Origin of the sequence: Pseudarthrobacter sp. L19, from assembly GCF_050859435.1 — a bacterium.
Classification (GTDB): Bacteria; Actinomycetota; Actinomycetes; order Actinomycetales; family Micrococcaceae; genus Arthrobacter.
Map to the genome: position 1 here is coordinate 344,486 of NZ_CP193935.1, position 16,467 is coordinate 360,952.

Here is a 16,467-nt window from a genome sequence, read left to right on the forward strand (position 1 = left end):
GATAAGGATCCATGTACGCACTCGAAAACGTCCTCCGCCCCTACGCCTGGGGCTCCCCCACCGCGATCGCCGGCCTGCTGGGCCGCCCGGCCTCCGGCGGCCCGGAAGCCGAGCTGTGGATCGGGGCACACCCGGACTCCCCCTCCACCGCGGCGGGAGCGGACGACGGCGCACCGCTGGCACTGGACGCGCTGATCGCCGGCGACCCGGCCCACTTCCTGGGCAGTGAGAGCGTCGCCGCGTTCGGCCCGCGGCTGCCCTTCCTGCTGAAGGTCCTCGCCGCCGACCACCCGCTCTCCCTGCAGGTGCACCCCACCCTGGAGCAGGCACGGTCAGGCTTTGCGCGCGAGGAGGCCGCCGGCGTCGACCGTGCCGCCGCGACCCGCAACTACAAGGACGACAACCACAAGCCGGAGATGATCTTCGCGCTCACCCCGTTCGAGGCGCTCTGCGGCTTCCGGCCGGCGGCCGCGTCCCGCGCCGTGTTCGAGGACCTGGCCCGGGCCTTCGAGCAGGTCGGCCGCGAGGTCCCGGCCCTGCTGCCGCAGCTGGTCGGGGACCTCGGCCGACCGGAGGAGGGCCAGGCCCTGCGCGCCGCGTTCGAACGGCTGATCGGCGGGGGCGACGAGGTGGCCGTCGCGACGGCCGCCGTCGTCGAACTGCTGGCCGCCGGCACCCCGGAGGGTCCCGACGCCGCCGCGCTCGACACCGTCGGCACTCTCAACGCCGAATACCCCGGCGACCCCGGCGTGCTGATCTCGCTGCTGCTGAACCGGATCTCCCTGGCCCCCGGCGAGGCCGTCTACCTGCCTGCCGGCAACGTGCACGCCTACCTGCACGGCCTCGGGATCGAGGTGATGGCCTCCTCGGACAACGTGCTGCGCGGCGGCCTGACCCCCAAGTTCGTCGACGTGCCCGAGCTGCTGCAGACCATCGCCTTCGAAGCCGTGGGCGTGCCGGAGCTGCACGCCGAGCAGACCATGCTGGGCCAGGAACTGTACCGGCCGCCGTTCGAGGAATTCGCGCTGCAGCGCATCGAACTCGCCCCGGGCGGCGAGGCCGTTCCGCTGGCCCAGTCGGGCGCGGCGGTGCTGATCGTGGTGGCCGGGTCCGTGACGCTCGACTCGCCGAAGGGCGACCTCCGGCTGGACCGCGGCGGCAGCGCCTTCGTGCCCGCCGCCGAGGCGCCGGTCAACGTACACCCGGCCGGGGACACCGCCGAACCGGCCGTCGTCTTTGCCGTGACCACCGGAATGAAGGCCTGATCATGGACCACTTCCTGCAGGGCCCGGACTGGGCTCGCGTCCAGCGCGACCTGGGCCGCACCGTCCACGAGGAATCGGGCGACGGCTGGAGCTACCTCGCCATCGAGGAAAGCAACCCGGCCGGCAAGCTCCTGTACGTCCCCTACGGCCCCGTGGCCGTGTCGGTGCCCGCCTTCGACGCCGCCCTGGCCTCGCTGACGGCCCGCGCCAAGGCGTCCGGTGCGGTCTTCCTCCGCGTCGAGCCGGTCAGCGCCGGGTTCTCCGCCGCGGAGGCCGACGCGCTCCTGCGCGCGCGCGGCCTGCGCCCGGCCCCGGCGAACCTGCAGCCGGAGCTGAGCTGGATCGTTGATCTTGAGCCGGACTTCAAGGAGGTCCTGGCCGGGATGAAGCCGGTCAACCGGAACCTCTACCGCAACATCCACAAGAAGGGCGTGACCTTCCGGGCCAGCCAGGACCCCGCCGAGATCTCCGTCCTGCTCGGATTCCTGCACCAGACGGCCGCCCGCAACGGCTTCAAGCCGCAGAGCGATGAGTACCTGACGCAGGTGGCACGGACGCTGATGCCCGCGGGCGCCGCGACCCTGTTTATCGCCGAGCTGGAGGGATCACCGATCGCGGCGGCCCTGACGTATGACTCGGCCGACACCCGCACCTACGCCCACGCGGCGCTGGATGACACGCACCGCAAGCTCAGCGCCGGCATCCCGCTGGTGGTGACGCTGATGGCGGACGCCAAGGACAAGGGCCTGCGGCACGTGGACCTCTGGGGCGTCGCGCCGGCGGACCAGCCCGGTCATAAATGGGCCGGGTTTACGGCCTTCAAGAAGTCCTTCGGCGGCCGTGAGGTTGCCTACCCGGGCACCTGGGACCTGCCGGTGAACAAGCTGCGCTACGGCGGCTACCAGCTGGCCCGGAAGGGCGCCCAGGTTCTGAAGGGGCTGCTCCACCGGCTGCGGAAGTAGCCCCGGCGGCGGGTTTGCCCTCCGACACGCAAAAACGCCCGCGCCCCCGGAATGTCCGGGGCGCGGGCGTTTTTGCGTGTCGCCAGGCCGTAGGGCGCCGTTACTTAGCCCCCGCGCGCTTCTGCGCCTCGTAGGCGCTGGCCACCATGTCCTCCACGGTGTGCCGCATCTTCCAGTCCAGGTCCCGGGCGGCGCGGGTGCCGTCCGCCACGATCCGGTCCGGGTCACCGGGGCGGCGCGGGCCGATCTCCGGGTCGAAGTCGATGCCCGTCACGGTGGCCATGGCGGTCATGATCTGCTTCACGGACAGGCCGTCGCCGGAGCCCAGGTTGTAGACCCGCTCCAGCGGCTTGCCGGCGGCCAGGGCCTGGGCGGCGGCGACGTGGGAGGCGGCGAGGTCGGCGACGTGCACGTAGTCGCGGACGCAGGTGCCGTCCTCGGTGTTGTAGTCGGTGCCGTTGATCTTCGGCGTCTTGCCCGAGGTCAGCGCCCGGAGAACGATCGGGAACAGATTGTGGGGGCTCGTGTCGTAGAGCTCGGGCGAGCCGGAGCCCACCACGTTGAAGTAGCGCAGCGAGGTGTGCTTCAGGCCCCGGGCCACGCCCTGATCCCGGATCAGCCACTCGCCGATCAGCTTGCTCTCGCCGTACGGGGACTCGGGTGAGGTGGCCGTGTCCTCCGTGACGATGTCCACCCGCGGCGTGCCGTAGGTGGCGGCGGAGGAGGAGAACACCAGCTTGTCGACGTCGGCCAGTTCCATCGCCTTGAGCAGGTTGGCCGTGCCGGTGACGTTCTGTTCGTAGGTGAGCAGGGGTTCCTGCACCGAGACGCCGGCGTACTTGAAGCCGGCCAGGTGGATGACGCCGGTGACGCCGTGGTCCACCATGCTGCGGGCCACCACCTCGGTGTCCAGGATGCTGGCGTGCAGGAACGGCACGTCCTCCGGGACGAATTCGCGGTGGCCGCTGGAGAGCGAGTCCACCACCAGGGAAGGGATCGAGGCCGCGCGCAACGCCGCGACCACGTGGGAGCCGATATATCCTGCACCGCCGGTTACAAGCCAAGTCATGGCACCACCCTATCGGGGTAAGCTGATCCCGGCACGCGGGCGCGTACCGGGATCAGGAATTGACGGGGCGGGTGGCCGCTAGTGCTTGCGGGCGTAGCCCTCCCACTTGCTGGCCTGGTGCTCGCCGTCGACGAAGCGGATGGTGCCGGACTTGGAGCGCATCACGATGGACTGGGTGAGGACCTTGTCCTTGGAGTAGCGCACGCCCTTGAGCAGGTCGCCGTCGGTGATGCCGGTGGCGGCGAAGTAGCAGTTGTCGCTGGAGACGAGGTCGTTGGTGGAGAGCACCCGGTCCAGGTCGTGGCCGGCGTCGATTGCCTTCTGCTTTTCCTCGTCGCTGGTGGGCCAGAGGCGGCCCTGAATGACGCCGCCAAGGGACTTGATCGCGCAGGCCGCGACGATGCCTTCGGGGGTGCCGCCGATGCCCATCAGGGCGTCGACGCCGGTGCCGGAGCGGGCCGCGGCGATGGCGCCGGCGACGTCGCCGTCCATGATGAACTTCGTACGCGCGCCGGCCTCGCGGATCTCGTCCACCAGCGGGCGGTGCCGGTCGCGGTCCAGGATCATGACGTTGAGCTGGTTGACCTTGACGCCCTTGGCCTTGGCGATCAGGTGCAGGTTCTGCTTGACCGGCAGGCGCAGGTCCACCATGTCGGCGGCCTCGGGGCCGGTCACGAGCTTCTCCATGTAGAAGACGGCGGACGGGTCGAACATGGAGCCGCGCTCGGCGACGGCCAGGACGGCCAGGGCGTTGTTGATGCCGAGGGCGGTCAACCGGGTGCCGTCGATCGGGTCGACGGCGACGTCGACCTCGGGGCCGGTGCCGTCGCCGACGCGTTCGCCGTTGAACAGCATCGGGGCCTCGTCCTTTTCGCCCTCACCGATGACCACGACGCCGTTGAAGTGGACGGTCTGGAGGAAGGAGCGCATGGCGTCGACGGCGGCGCCGTCGGCCTTGTTCTTGTCGCCGAAGCCCACCCAGTGGCCGCCGGCGATGGCCGCGGCTTCGGTGACGCGGACCAGTTCCAGGGCAAGGTTGCGGTCAGGCTCGTCGATGCCGACGGCAAGCGACGGGGAAAGCGTGGAGTACTGCTGGGTGATGGACGCAGGTGACACGTGAACCTCTTCTTCGAGTGGCAATCATCGAACCCGCCCGGCCGGGTGGCGGCCGCAACGGTCGTTCGTCTCTTACCGATCATAGTCACCGGCGCGTCCATCGGTCAGTGGATGACGGACCCTTTCCTGTTCCCGCGGCCCGGGACGGTCCCGGCAGGGTCCCGCCCCGGGGCCGCCGGAGGGCCGCCGCGGAATGGGAGATCGGTGCGCCATGGGCGACTATAGAAGGGTGAACGAATTGCAGGAAACGCCGTCCGAGGCGCCCCGAACGCCGGCCCCGGCGGACCAGCCCGTCAAACCCGTCATCCGCGCCGCCGCGGCGAAACGGGCCAACGCGTCGGTGATCGGCATGATCATCGCCCTGGTGCTGAGCATCGCGGCGTTCCTTCCGGTGGTGCTGATGAACCCGGCGCCCAAGAGCGACGGCTACCGTCCCAGCATCGACGTTGCCGGCATCGCCGCCAACGCCGCGGGAGTGGCAGGATTCACACCGGTCGCCCCGCAGGCCGGCGACGGGTACCGGGCCAATTACGCCCGCTGGGAGTCCGGCATCGCCACCGGCGTCGCCACCTGGGAGGTCGGCTACCTGACGCCCAAGGACTCCTTCATCGGCCTGGTCCAGACCAAGCAGTCCAATCCCACCTGGCTGCGGGACCAGACGAAGAGCGCCCCGGTGACCGGCACCCGGAACGCCGGCGGCAAGGACTGGGAACTGCGTGACACCGGCAAGGGCGAGAAGAGCATGGTCCTGAACTACGGCGGCACCACCGTGGTGCTCAGCGGCCCGGCCTCCCTGGCCGAGTTCTCCACCCTGGGCGCGGCCGTGGTCGCGGCGCTGGACAGCAACCCCGCCGCAACAGTTTCTGCGACGGCGGCACCCTCGACGTAAAGTAAGCAGGGTGACTACTCAACTGACTCCCGCCCTCGCCTGGCGCCGCCTGCAGGAAGGCAACCAGCGCTTCGTTGCCGGTGAATCCTCGCACCCGAACCAGGACGCCTCGCGCCGGTCCTCCCTGGTGGAGAACCAGAACCCGTTCGCCGTCATCTTCGGCTGCGCCGACTCCCGGCTCGCCGCCGAGATCATCTTCGACCTGGGCCTCGGGGACGCTTTTGTCGTCCGCACCGCCGGCCAGGTGATCGACGACGCCGTCCTCGGCTCGCTCGAGTACAGCATCGGCGTGCTCGGCGTGCCGCTGATCGTGGTCCTGGGCCACGACAGCTGCGGCGCCGTCATCGCCACCAAGGACGCCGTCGAGTCGGGCGAAATGCCCGGCGGCTTCGTCCGCAGCCTGGTCGAGCGCATCACCCCGGCCGTCCTGACCTCGTTGCGCAACGACCGCACCGAGGTCAACGACATGGTCGAGGAAAACGTCAAGCAGATCGCCCAGCGGCTGGTCGACAGCTCGCGCACCATTTCCGACGCCGTCGCCAACGGCAGCACCGCGGTGCTGGGCGTGACCTACCGCCTCGCCGAGGGCCGGGCCGACCGCGTCTCCGGGATCGGCGAGCTCTAGGGTCCTCCGCCTGCATGTCATGGGGTCCGGTGGCGCCGGTTCACGGTTTTCGAAGCGGCGCCCCGGCCCAATAAGCTAGCCCCATGACTTCCACAGCAGATTTGACCAACGAAGAATTCCGCATCGAGCACGACACGATGGGCGAGGTCCGCGTCCCGGCCAACGCCCTGTACCGTGCGCAGACGCAGCGTGCAGTCGAAAACTTCCCGATCTCCGGCAAGACCTTGGAGCGCGCCCACATCGAGGCCCTCGCCCGGGTCAAGAAGGCAGCGGCGCAGGCCAACGCGGAGCTGGGGGTGCTCGACGGCGAGCTGGCCCAGGCGATCGCCGACGCCGCCGATGAGGTCGCCGCGGGCAAGTACGACGGCCACTTCCCGATCGACGTGTTCCAGACCGGGTCCGGTACCTCCTCGAACATGAACACCAACGAGGTCATCGCCGAGCTCGCCTCCCGCGCGCTGAAGGCCGGCGGCAGCGACAAGGTGGTTCACCCGAATGACCACGTCAACGCCTCGCAGTCCTCCAACGACGTGTTCCCCACCTCGGTCCACGTCGCCGCAACCTCCGCGCTGATCAACGACCTGATCCCGGCCCTGGGCTACCTGGCCGAGTCGCTGGAGCGGAAGTCGGTCGAGTTCAAGGACGTCGTGAAGTCCGGCCGCACCCACCTGATGGACGCCACCCCCGTCACCCTGGGCCAGGAGTTCGGCGGTTACGCCGCGCAGGTCCGTTACGGCATCGAGCGGATCAACGCCTCCCTCCCCGCGTCGCCGAGGTCCCCCTGGGCGGCACCGCCGTCGGCACCGGCATCAACACCCCGGCAGGCTTCCCGGAGCGCGTGATCGAGCTGCTCGCCGCGGACACCGGCCTGCCGCTGACCGAGGCCCGCGACCACTTCGAGGCCCAGGCCAACCGTGACGGCCTGATCGAGGCCTCTAGCCAGCTGCGCAACATCGCGATCTCCTTCATGAAGATCAACAACGACCTGCGCTGGATGGGTTCCGGCCCCAACACCGGCCTCGGCGAAATCGCCATCCCGGACCTGCAGCCGGGCTCCTCGATCATGCCGGGCAAGGTCAACCCGGTCATCTGTGAGGCCTCCATCATGGTCGCCGCTCAGGTCATCGGCAACGACACCGCCATCGCCTGGTCCGGCACCAACGGCGCCTTCGAGCTCAACGTGGGCATCCCCGTCATGGCCGCCAACCTGCTCGAGTCCGTCCGCCTGCTGGCCAACACCAGCCGCGTCATGGCCGACAAGATGATCGACGGCATCACCGCCAACGTCGAGCGTGCCCGCTTCCTGGCCGAGGCCTCCCCCTCGATCGTGACCCCGCTGAACAAGTTCATCGGCTACGAGAACGCCGCCAAGATCGCCAAGAAGGCCGTCGCCGAGGGCCTGACCATCCGCGAGACCGTCGTGGCCATGGGCTTCCTGGAGCGCGGCGAACTGACTGAGGAGCAGCTGGACACCGCCCTGGACGTCATGTCCATGACCCGTCCGCCGCACAAGGCTTAGGGCCCAGGGCCAGCAACAGGGCCCCGCAGGGGCAGAACGACGACGGCGGCCGGCACCTTTTCGCGAAGGTGCCGGCCGCCGTCGTTTTTCGTTGTCTGCAGCGCTCGGATCGAGCGGCGAAAGGGATCTACCGGCGGAAATGCGCGGCGCCGTCGGCCTCGCGGGCCCGCTCGATGTCTTCCAGGTGTCCCGGCAGCAGCTCCGGGAAGTCCCCCGCATGGAACCAGCCCACGGCGAGGGACTCGTCGTCGTTGACCCGGGCCTCCCCGGAGACGTAGCGGCAGCGGAAGACCAGGGTCAGGAAGTGGCAGCTGTCCCCGTTCGGGTAGACCGTCGGACCCACGGTGTCCACCGAGACCAGCCGCTCGGCCTCGGCCACGACGCCGGTTTCCTCCAACACCTCGCGGAGCATCCCGGGCGCCGGTTCCTCGCCGGGTTCCAGGATGCCAGTGATCAGGCCCCAGCGGCCGTTGTCCGCGCGCTGGCCCAGCAGCACCCGGCCGGCGTCGTCGAACACCACCGCGCGGGCGCCGGGAATCCACAGCATGTCGTGGCCGACTTTTTCGCGCAGGGTCAGGATGAAGTCGGGGGTGGCCATGCCTGCCAGCCTATCCTGCGGGCAGGAGCAGCATGGCGGCCGCGGCGCCGGCCAGCATGAAGGGTCCGAAGGGGATGTCCGACTTCAGGGTCCCGCGCCGGGAGGCCAGCAGGGCCACGCCCCAGAGCCCGCCGAAGAGGAAGGCCGCGAAGGTGGCGGCGAACAGGTGTCCCCAGCCGAGGAAGCCTAAATACAGGCCGAGGACCCCGGCCAGCTTCACGTCCCCGAAGCCCATCCCGGCCGGGTATACGGCGCGCAACAGGAAGTAGAAGAGCCACAGCGCGGCCGCGCCGGCCAGGACCCGCAGGCCCGGAACGCCGAACAGGGCGGCGGCGGTTCCGCCGTCGTGCCCGGTCATTGCCGCCAGCAGCGCCGCGCCCAGCAGCAGCACCCCGGCCACCGGGTAGGCGGGGAAGACGATGCGGTTGGGCAGCAGGTGGTGGCGGACGTCGATCACGGTCAGCCGCACCGCCAGGACCAGGAAATAGAGGCATGCCAGGGCCGCCAGCCAGAAGGCCGGCGCCGTCGCTCCCAGCTCGCCCAGTCGTTGGATCACCCTCGGATGCTACTCGATGCTGCCCGGCGGACGCGGCGGGCGCGGCGCATCGGTGTGACTGGTGTGACTCCGCGGGCGTGGGTAGGCTTCCCCGATGACCGATTCCGCCGCCTTCTGGCCGCCCTTCGCCCTGAGCCTCCACACTCCGCGCCTGACCCTGCGCCCCATCCAGGACGCCGACATCCCGGCCGCCGTCGACGCGGCCCTCTCCGGCGTCCACGAACCGGGCCGGAACCCGTTCAGCTCGCCGTGGGCCGAGAAGCCCGCCAAGGAACTGGGCCCGAACATGGCGAAGTGGTACTGGCGCTGCCGGGCCGGCATGACCCCGGAGGAATGGACGATGCTGCTCGGCATCTGGCACGACGGCGAATTCATCGGTTGCCAGGACGTCGCGGCCAAGGACTTCGCCACGCTGAAAACCGTCGGCACCGGCTCCTGGCTGAAGCGCAGCGTCCACGGCCAGGGCTTCGGCAAGGAGATGCGCGCCGCGGTCGCGCTCTACGCCTTCGACTGGCTGGGCGCCGAGGTGGCCGAGTCCGAGGCCGCCGCCTGGAACCAGCAGTCCCTGGGCGTCTCCCGCTCGCTCGGCTACGAACTCAACGGCACCGTCCGGGTCAACTGGGGAGGAGACTTCCAGGACTCCCAGCGCGTCCGCCTCATCCCCGCAACCTTCAAGCGCCCCGACTGGACCCTCACGGTCCACGGCCACGAACCCACCGCCCGGTTCCTCGGCATCTCCTAGGCTCTGGGCTCCCCGGGCTTTTGGAGGTCCGTCCGGGTGCGGGGCGGCGGCGCCCCGCCGTCGCTTAGACACCTCCCGTCGCTGCGCTGCGGTCGCTGGGCGACCTTCGCTCCGTTCTGGTCGGCGATGCGCTCCTTAGCGGGCCCCCGCAGCCCCGCGCGGGAGGTGGACGCACGAGATCGCAGGGGTAACGCAGCGATGCGTGAGCGACCCACGCATCCGGGCGTCCCACTGACGCTTGGGCGACGCACGCACGAGCCGCGCCGCGGGCTCTTCGCGTAGTCGCGCATCGCGGCACATTGGCCCCCAGAGGTCGCCCAGCGACCGGCGGGGGCCAATGGGACGTGTCTAAGCGACGGCGAAGGGCCCGTGGCCCGGCGAACCGGGCCACGGGCCCCCGCAGACGGAACCTAGATTTCAGCCCCTCGAGCAGGTCCGTTACGAGGGCTGCGATGGGCGAGCGCTCGGAGCGGGTGAGGGTGATGTGGCCGAAGAGCGGGTGGCCCTTGAGGGTCTCGACGACGGCGGCGACGCCGTCGTGCCGGCCGACGCGGAGGTTGTCGCGTTGGGCGACGTCGTGGGTGAGGACGATCTTGGAGTTCTGGCCGATCCGGCTCATGACCGTGAGCAGGACGTTCTTCTCCAGCGACTGTGCCTCGTCGACGATCACGAACGCGTCGTGCAGGGAGCGGCCCCGGATGTGGGTGAGCGGCATGACCTCGAGCATGCCGCGGTCCATCACCTCTTCGACCACTTCCTGGCTGACCAGGGCACCGAGGGTGTCGAAGACCGCCTGGGCCCACGGGTTCATTTTCTCCGCCTCGGAGCCGGGCAGGTAGCCCAGTTCCTGGCCGCCGACGGCGTAGAGCGGGCGGAAGACGATGACCTTGCGGTGTTCCCGCCGCTCCAGGACGGCTTCGAGGCCGGCGCAGAGCGCGAGGGCGGACTTGCCGGTGCCGGCACGGCCGCCGAGGGAGACGATCCCGACGGAGGGGTCCAAAAGCAGGTCGATCGCGAGGCGCTGCTCGGCGGAGCGGCCGTGCAGGCCGAAGACGTCCCGGTCGCCCTTGACCAGCCGGACCTGCTTGTCGGAGCCCACCCGGCCCAGCGCCGAGCCGCGGCTGGAGAGCAGCACCAGGCCGGTGTTGACGGGCAGTTCGCCGGCGGCGGGGATGAAGACCGGTTCGTGGCCGTAGAGGGTGGCGACGTCCTCCTCGGCGGCGTCGATCTCGGCGAGGCCGGTCCAGCCGGAGTCCTTGACGAGCTCGTTGCGGTATTCGTCGGCCAGCAGGCCCATGGCGGAGGCCTTGACGCGCATCGGCAGGTCCTTGGACACCACGGTGACGTCCCGGCCCTCGTTGGAGAGGTTCTTGGCGACGGCCAGGATCCGGCTGTCGTTGTCGCCGCCGCGGAAGCCGGCGGGAAGCACCTCGGCGGAGATGTGGTTCATTTCCACCATCAGGGTGCCGCCGTCGGCCCCCAGCGGAATCGGGCGGTCCAGTCCGCCGTGCTCCACCCGCAGGTCGTCGAGGAGGCGAAGGGCCTTGCGGGCGAAGTAGCCCAGTTCCGGGTCGTGCCGTTTGCTTTCCAGTTCCGTGATCACCACGATCGGCACGATCACCTCGTGTTCGGCGAAGCGCAGCAGCGCCCGCGGATCCGAGAGCAGGACGGAGGTGTCGATGACGTAGCTTCGGGTGGTCGCGCCCTGCGGGGCGGCCGCGCCGGCGGTGGATTTGGCTCGCGTGGTGCGAGAGGTAGCTTGCGTGCCCTCGGTGGAACTGACGGCGGGCAGTGCTTCGGAAATAGCCACATCGACTCCAGCCCCGGGCCCCCAGGCCCGGAAAGGTTAGTGGTGAGGCGGTTCGGCCCTGAGGCCGGACGCGGCCTCCCATACACCCGGTGCGGACGTCCGCTCCATGTACTGGCCTCCCCGATCAGCCGGCTGTTTGCCCGCTGATGGGACTAACCTACGTCCGGGACCGGGGCTTTCGCCGCCCATTCTTCGGCGATTCCTGGTGGCCATCGGGTGAACCCTGGCTGAACCGCGGTCAGGCCCCGAAGCGGCGCTGCCGGCCGGCATAATCGCGCAGGGCGCGCAGGAAGTCGACCTTGCGGAAGGCGGGCCAGAGGGCCTCACAGAAGTAGAACTCGCTATAGGCGCTCTGCCACATCAGGAATCCGGAGAGCCGCTGTTCCCCGGAGGTGCGGATCACCAGGTCAGGGTCGGGCTGGCCCCGGGTGTAGAGGAAGCGGGAGATATCGTCGACGGTGAGCTCGTCGGCGAGTGTGCCGATGTCTGCCCCGCGGGCGACGGCGTCGTGCAGCAGTTCGCGGACGGCGTCCACAATCTCGCGCCGGCCGCCGTAGCCGACGGCGACGTTGACGTGAATCTTCTCGTGCGCCGGGGTGCGGGCGGTGAGTTTGTTCAGCCGCTCGGCCAGGTAGTCGGGCAGCAGTTCGGGGGCACCCATGGCGTGGACCGAGACGTCCTCGTCCTCGTCCAGCCGGTCCAGGGTGTTGGCGATGATGCCCATCAGCAGCTCAAGCTCCTCCCCGGAGCGGTTCATGTTGTCCGTGGAGAGCATGTAGAGCGTGACCACCTTGACCCCGAGCTCCTGGCACCAGCCGAGGAATTCGTGGATCTTGTCCGCGCCGGCCTGGTGGCCCTGGCTGGTGGGGGCGTTGAACTGCCGGGCCCAGCGGCGGTTTCCGTCGACCATCACGCCGATGTGCCGGGGGATCCGTTCCGGGTCCAGCGAGCGCTGCAGGCTGCGCTCGTAGAAGCCATAGAGGAATCCGGGCAGTTCCATCCGGGGATTCACCTGGCTTCCTTGGGTCTGACGGGAGTGCATTCCTAGGCTACCCGCCGCGCGGGCCGGGCCGCGCACCCGGGCCGGGCGATTTACGCAGCCCACTTGCTACCCGTCGGTAACTTATCCGCGCGTCGAATATTATTGCCCTATGGAACGCAACTCAGCGGAACCCGGACCGAGCCTGTCCCCGGACGGCGACCGTGCCGCGGGGCCGGCACCCGAAGCAGGCGCCCCGCGGGGCAAGGGCGGCGCCGTTGACGAGGCAGCGGTCCGGATCGCCGAGCTGCTGATGATCAAGCCCAAGTGGCGCGGCTGGATCCACACGGTCACCGCCCCGCTGGCCTTTGCCGCCGGGCTGGTCCTGGTGCTGCTGGCCCCCACGGCCGAGCTGAAGATCGCCTCCGCTGTCTACGCCTTCACCGGGGTGCTGCTGTTCGGCGTGAGCGCTGTCTACCACCGCGGCAACTGGTCCCCAGGCGTGAAGATCGTCCTGAAGCGTCTCGACCACACCAACATCATGCTCGTCATTGCCGGCAGCTACACCCCGCTGGCCTGGGCCCTCCTGGACCGGCCCAAAGCGGTGTTCCTGCTCTGGCTGATCTGGACCGGGGCGGTGCTGGGCGTGCTGTTCCGGCTGCTCTGGACGCACGCACCGCGCTGGCTTTACGTGCCGATCTACATTGCCCTGGGCTGCGCGGCCCTGTTCTACCTGCCCGACTTCTTCGCCGCCAGCACCCCCGCCGCCGTCCTGATCTGCGTGGGCGGGGCCCTCTACATCGCCGGCGCGGTGTTCTACGCCCTAAAGAAGCCCAACTTCAGCTACAGCCACTTCGGCTTCCACGAGCTGTTCCACGCCTTTACGGTCTTCGCCTTCGCGGCCCACTACATCGCCATCGCGATGGCCGTCCTGGGCTGAGTCGGTTCCCCCTGGCGTGCCGCCGGTTCTCCCCTCCTTCGGAGCACGACGGCGGGTTCGCGGCCCGGGCGCGCCGGGCACCGCCGTCGTAGCTGGGAAATTCCGCGCGGAAACCAAAAGCCCCGCGTCCGGACCTGCAGCGAGGCCCCGGGGACAAACCCCGGTCAGGGGCGGCCGGCGGCGATCAGGTCCGGCAGCAGGCGCATGTCCTCGAACAGGGTGGTTCCGGGGCCGGCCAGCCGTTCCCCGGGGGTCACTCCCCCGGCGTAGGCGAAGGCGTGCATGCCGGCGGCCCGGGCTGCCTGCACCCCGTAGGCGCTGTCCTCGACCACCGCGCAACGGGCCGGGTCGACCCCAAGGGTCCTCGCCGCGTGAAGGAACAGATCCGGGGCCGGCTTGCCGTTGCGGACCTCGGTGGCGCTGAAGATGCGCCCGGCGAAGCGCGGCAGCAGCCCGGTCTGGCCGAGGGTGCGTTGCATCTTCTCGTGGCTGCCGCTGGAGGCCACGCAGTGCGGCAGCTCCAGCCGGTCGAGCGCCTCCTCGATACCGTCCACCGCGGAGAGGTCCCGTTCGAAGGCCTCGCGGTACCAGTGCTGGTAGGCGCTGTCCCAGCCCTCGGCCAGTTCGATGCCGAGGTGGTTCTCGACGGTGGAGACGAAGTTTGCCTCGCTCTTGCCGACGAAGCGGGCGACGATTTCCTCCCGCTCCAGTTCCCAGCCGAGGTCCGCCAGGACCCGCTGGTCGACGTGGACGGAGATTTCCTCGGAGTCCACCAGGACGCCGTCGCAGTCGAACACGACGAGATCGAACGGACCTGGCTGAGCGGGGGCTGGTGTCATTCCGCCATGCTAGCCAGTTGGTCCCGCAGCTGGGCGACGGACACCGCCGGGGCGTGGCAGACCATGGAGCGGCAGAGGTAGACGACCGGGTCCCCTGCGGTCGCCCGGCCGTGCAGCAGCGGGACCGGGCCCGGCGGGGTGTCAGGGCCCGGCTCGGCGTCCTGGACGGCGATGACCAGTCCCGGGCTGGGTGAGCGGAGCAGTTCGCGGTGCAGTGCGGAGCGGGCGGCCGACGGCGGACCGGCCACCGCGGCTTCCACGGGCCCGGCGACGGCGGCCTGGGCGGCGGCGAGCAGCCCGCCGGCGGCCCGCGGCGCCTGCCGGGCCAGCGGGGGCAGGAGGGCCAGGATTTGTTCGGCGAGGCTGCGGTGCCCGGTGGAACCGGTAAGGGCGGCATAGCTGAGCAGCGCACCGGCGAAGGCCGCCGCGCCGCTGGGGGTGGCGTCGTCGAACGGGTCCGCCCCGGCGCCGCCGCCCTGGGCGTTGCCCACCTGGGCGGATTCCCCGGCGGCGTCACGCAGGGTGCCCCCGGCGGCGAAGCGGGCGCAGGCGGCCAGGAGGATCCCCTCGGCCAGGGTGTACCAGCGGGTCCGTCCGGTGGCGGCATAGAGTGCGAAGAGGCCCTCGCTGCAGAAGGCGTAGTCCTCCAGCAGCCCGCCGATGCCGCGGGCCCGCCCGGCGTGCGAGACCCGGACCAGCAGCCCCGGCTCCCCGTCCGTCCCCGGCGTCCAGTGCACCCGTTCCAGGTACTCCGCGATCCGCTCGGCGGCCGCCAGGAGCTCTGCCCGGTTCAGTTCGGTTCCGTCCAGCACGTCGGCGGCGTCGGCCAGGGCGCCGAGGGCCAGGCCGTTCCAGCCGGCCACCACCTTCTCGTCCCGGGCCGGTTGCGGCCGCGCCGAACGTGCCGCACGCAGCGCCGGGCGCACCCGCTGCCAGAGCCGGCGGTCCTCCCCGGTGAGGCCGGTACCGGCGGCGCCTCCGGGGTGCAGCGGAGCCTCGGCCGGGCCGACGTGCATGAGCCGGGCGACGGCGGCGCCGTCCTCCCGGCCCAGGACAGTGGTGAGTTCCGCCGCGGTCCACAGGTAGGTTCCGCCCTCGTGATGGACGCCGTCCACTACCGTGTCGGCATCCAGGGATGAGGCGAGGGCCGCCACTCCGCCGTCGTGGCCGGTCAGACCCAGGGCCGCCAGCATCCAGTCCGCGGTCCCGGCCGCGGTCTCGGCGGCCTCCGCGGCCGGGTACTCCGCCGAGCCGCCCAGCCGGACCCAGTGCGCGCAGGCGCGCAGCAGCAGGGCGTTGTCGTAGAGCATCTTCTCGAAGTGCGGAAGGGACCAGTCGCGGGTGACCGAATACCGGGCGAAGCCGCCCTCGAGCTGGTCATAAAGCGCGGAGCGGGCCATCGCGGCCAGGGTGCGCCCGGCGATCCCGCGGGCGGTGCCTGCGGTCGCGGACGAGACCGCGGCGTGCCTGATGAGGAATTCCAGGACGGCCGACGGCGGGAATTTGGGGGCGGCGCCGAAGCCGCCCCGGCGTCCTCGGCCGCCGCCAGCGCGCGGACGGCGTCGGCAAGCACCGCTGGGTCCGGGGTGCCCGGCCCGACGCCGGTCGCGTCACTGCCGGCGGCGCCGGAGGGCTGCAGGCGCACGGCCGAGCGGGCATGCAGGCCGGCTAACCCGCGGGCCAGTGCCGAGGCGTTGGCTTCCACGGCCTCCCGGCGCTCCGCCCAGGCCTCGTGGACCGCTTCCAGCACCTGCCGGAAGGAGGGCCGGCCCGGCATGGGCCGGGGCGGGAAGTAGGTTCCGGCGTGGAAGGCCCGGCCGTCGGGGAGCAGGAACACGGACATCGGCCAGCCGCCCTCACCGGTGAGCGCCTGGGTGGCGGCCATGTAGGCGGCGTCGACGTCGGGGCGTTCCTCCCGGTCCACCTTGACGGAGACGAAGTTCTCGTTCAGGTACCGGGCGGTCTCCGGGTCCTCAAAGGACTCCCCGGCCATGACGTGGCACCAGTGGCAGGCCGCGTAGCCGATGGAGAGGAAGACCGGGACGTCCCGGTCCGCGGCGGCGGCGAAGGCCGCGTCGCCGAAGGGCTGCCAGTGCACCGGGTTGCCTGCGTGCTGGCGCAGGTAGGCGGAGGGCTCGCCGGCCAGGGCGTTGCCCATTACCGGTGGCTCCCCCGCCGACGGGGTGTCAGCGGCTTCCGGGTCCCGCGTCACCGTTGGCCTCCGGGCGGGCCGGTCCGGCCCCGTCCCTGCCGTCGTCGTGACTTCCGGCTGCGGAGCCGGTTCCGGGCTCGAAGCCGGGCTCGGTGCCAGCTTCCGCGTCGGCTCCGCCCTCGGCTGCGGCGCGCTCTTCCTCCACCTGGGCTCGGTAGCGGACCCGGCGGATCCGGCGCACCATGTCCACGATCAGCAGGGCGCTGAGGATGACGATGAAGGCGGTGAGCACGAATCCCAGCAGGCCCGGGCTGACCTGGTCCTGGTCGAGCCCGGGGCGCAATGACGGCGTCGGGGAAGGCGCCGGGGCGGTGGCCAGGGCAATGAACAAGGAGTGCACGGGTAA

The 16,467-nt window shown here is 70.7% G+C and carries 14 protein-coding genes and 3 pseudogenes; 8 read left to right on the plus strand and 9 right to left on the minus strand.

Annotation, left to right across the window (positions count from 1 at the left end; translation table 11 throughout):
- Positions 1-11 precede the first annotated feature (11 nt).
- Both manA and ACRQ5B_RS01530 read left to right on the plus strand, forming a co-directional pair.
- Positions 12-1,265 (plus strand): mannose-6-phosphate isomerase, class I, encoded by a 1,254-nt coding sequence (gene manA, locus ACRQ5B_RS01525; protein WP_432396245.1) that lies wholly within the window; start codon positions 12-14, stop codon positions 1,263-1,265.
- A gap of 2 nt (positions 1,266-1,267) precedes the next feature.
- Complete coding sequence (locus ACRQ5B_RS01530; RefSeq protein ID WP_432396248.1) at positions 1,268-2,227, plus strand: lipid II:glycine glycyltransferase FemX; 960 nt, start codon at positions 1,268-1,270, stop codon at positions 2,225-2,227.
- A gap of 100 nt (positions 2,228-2,327) precedes the next feature.
- Here ACRQ5B_RS01530 and galE read toward each other — a convergent pair whose 3' ends face one another.
- Positions 2,328-3,296 carry a UDP-glucose 4-epimerase GalE gene (gene galE / locus ACRQ5B_RS01535; protein WP_432396251.1) on the minus strand — a complete coding sequence of 323 codons (969 nt, stop codon included), beginning with the start codon at positions 3,294-3,296 and terminating at the stop codon, positions 2,328-2,330.
- Between the two features lie 78 nt (positions 3,297-3,374).
- Positions 3,375-4,412 carry a class II fructose-bisphosphatase gene (gene glpX, locus ACRQ5B_RS01540; protein WP_290258543.1) on the minus strand — a complete coding sequence of 346 codons (1,038 nt, stop codon included), beginning with the start codon at positions 4,410-4,412 and terminating at the stop codon, positions 3,375-3,377.
- Positions 4,413-4,641: 229 nt separating this feature from the next.
- On the opposite strand from glpX, the gene ACRQ5B_RS01545 reads away from it, so the two are divergent.
- The 4 genes and pseudogenes from ACRQ5B_RS01545 to ACRQ5B_RS01560 all read left to right on the plus strand — a co-directional run bounded on the left by ACRQ5B_RS01545 (position 4,642) and on the right by ACRQ5B_RS01560 (position 7,445).
- Positions 4,642-5,301: a DUF4245 domain-containing protein gene (locus tag ACRQ5B_RS01545; RefSeq protein WP_432396255.1), complete on the plus strand. Its 660-nt coding sequence runs from the start codon at positions 4,642-4,644 to the stop codon at positions 5,299-5,301.
- Positions 5,302-5,311: 10 nt separating this feature from the next.
- Entirely contained in the window at positions 5,312-5,926 is a 615-nt protein-coding gene (locus tag ACRQ5B_RS01550; RefSeq protein ID WP_412882428.1) for a carbonic anhydrase, read from the plus strand.
- A gap of 137 nt (positions 5,927-6,063) precedes the next feature.
- A pseudogene (locus ACRQ5B_RS01555) lies at positions 6,064-6,995 on the plus strand (class II fumarate hydratase); the annotation flags it as partial.
- 192 nt (positions 6,996-7,187) lie between these two features.
- Positions 7,188-7,445: a hypothetical protein gene (locus ACRQ5B_RS01560; RefSeq protein ID WP_432398663.1), complete on the plus strand. Its 258-nt coding sequence runs from the start codon at positions 7,188-7,190 to the stop codon at positions 7,443-7,445.
- A 127-nt stretch (positions 7,446-7,572) separates the two neighbouring features.
- On the opposite strand, the gene ACRQ5B_RS01565 is transcribed toward ACRQ5B_RS01560, so the two are convergent.
- Positions 7,573-8,043, minus strand: a complete 471-nt coding sequence (locus ACRQ5B_RS01565; RefSeq protein WP_432396259.1) for an NUDIX hydrolase — start codon at positions 8,041-8,043, stop codon at positions 7,573-7,575.
- Positions 8,044-8,053: 10 nt separating this feature from the next.
- Complete coding sequence (locus ACRQ5B_RS01570; protein WP_432396262.1) at positions 8,054-8,599, minus strand: prepilin peptidase; 546 nt, start codon at positions 8,597-8,599, stop codon at positions 8,054-8,056.
- Positions 8,600-8,693: 94 nt separating this feature from the next.
- Between ACRQ5B_RS01570 and ACRQ5B_RS01575 the strand changes: the two genes are divergently transcribed.
- Positions 8,694-9,341 carry a GNAT family N-acetyltransferase gene (locus ACRQ5B_RS01575; protein ID WP_432396265.1) on the plus strand — a complete coding sequence of 216 codons (648 nt, stop codon included), beginning with the start codon at positions 8,694-8,696 and terminating at the stop codon, positions 9,339-9,341.
- 421 nt (positions 9,342-9,762) lie between these two features.
- Here ACRQ5B_RS01575 and ACRQ5B_RS01580 read toward each other — a convergent pair.
- Positions 9,763-11,151, minus strand: a pseudogene (locus tag ACRQ5B_RS01580) (PhoH family protein); the annotation flags it as partial.
- A 238-nt stretch (positions 11,152-11,389) separates the two neighbouring features.
- Positions 11,390-12,151, minus strand: a complete 762-nt coding sequence (locus ACRQ5B_RS01585) for an isoprenyl transferase (RefSeq protein WP_432396268.1) — start codon at positions 12,149-12,151, stop codon at positions 11,390-11,392.
- A 277-nt stretch (positions 12,152-12,428) separates the two neighbouring features.
- Here ACRQ5B_RS01585 and trhA point away from each other — a divergent pair, with 277 nt between their 5' ends.
- On the plus strand, positions 12,429-13,070 hold the full coding sequence (gene trhA, locus ACRQ5B_RS01590) for a PAQR family membrane homeostasis protein TrhA (RefSeq protein WP_412883229.1): 642 nt from the start codon (positions 12,429-12,431) through the stop codon (positions 13,068-13,070).
- 164 nt (positions 13,071-13,234) lie between these two features.
- Here the strand turns inward: trhA and ACRQ5B_RS01595 are convergent, their stop codons facing one another.
- The 3 genes and pseudogenes from ACRQ5B_RS01595 to ACRQ5B_RS01605 form a co-directional block, all read right to left on the minus strand.
- Positions 13,235-13,909, minus strand: coding sequence for an HAD family hydrolase (locus ACRQ5B_RS01595; RefSeq protein WP_432396271.1), 675 nt, complete (start codon positions 13,907-13,909; stop codon positions 13,235-13,237).
- Positions 13,906-16,067, minus strand: a pseudogene (locus ACRQ5B_RS01600) (thioredoxin domain-containing protein). The gene ACRQ5B_RS01595 and the pseudogene ACRQ5B_RS01600 overlap by 4 nt, the downstream one beginning before the upstream one ends.
- 28 nt (positions 16,068-16,095) lie before the next feature.
- Entirely contained in the window at positions 16,096-16,461 is a 366-nt protein-coding gene (locus ACRQ5B_RS01605; protein WP_432396274.1) for a hypothetical protein, read from the minus strand.
- Positions 16,462-16,467: the final 6 nt, after the last annotated feature.

Excerpts from the sequence above, each read along its gene's own strand:
- manA (WP_432396245.1), top strand. The coding sequence starts at position 12 with ATGTACGCACTCGAAAACGTCCTCCGCCCCTACGCCTGGGGCTCCCCC.
- ACRQ5B_RS01530 (WP_432396248.1), top strand. The coding sequence starts at position 1,268 with ATGGACCACTTCCTGCAGGGCCCGGACTGGGCTCGCGTCCAGCGCGAC.
- galE (WP_432396251.1), bottom strand. The coding sequence starts at position 3,296 with ATGACTTGGCTTGTAACCGGCGGTGCAGGATATATCGGCTCCCACGTG.
- ACRQ5B_RS01560 (WP_432398663.1), top strand. The coding sequence starts at position 7,188 with ATGATCGACGGCATCACCGCCAACGTCGAGCGTGCCCGCTTCCTGGCC.
- ACRQ5B_RS01565 (WP_432396259.1), bottom strand. The coding sequence starts at position 8,043 with ATGGCCACCCCCGACTTCATCCTGACCCTGCGCGAAAAAGTCGGCCAC.
- ACRQ5B_RS01575 (WP_432396265.1), top strand. The coding sequence starts at position 8,694 with ATGACCGATTCCGCCGCCTTCTGGCCGCCCTTCGCCCTGAGCCTCCAC.
- ACRQ5B_RS01585 (WP_432396268.1), bottom strand. The coding sequence starts at position 12,151 with ATGGAACTGCCCGGATTCCTCTATGGCTTCTACGAGCGCAGCCTGCAG.
- ACRQ5B_RS01595 (WP_432396271.1), bottom strand. The coding sequence starts at position 13,909 with ATGACACCAGCCCCCGCTCAGCCAGGTCCGTTCGATCTCGTCGTGTTC.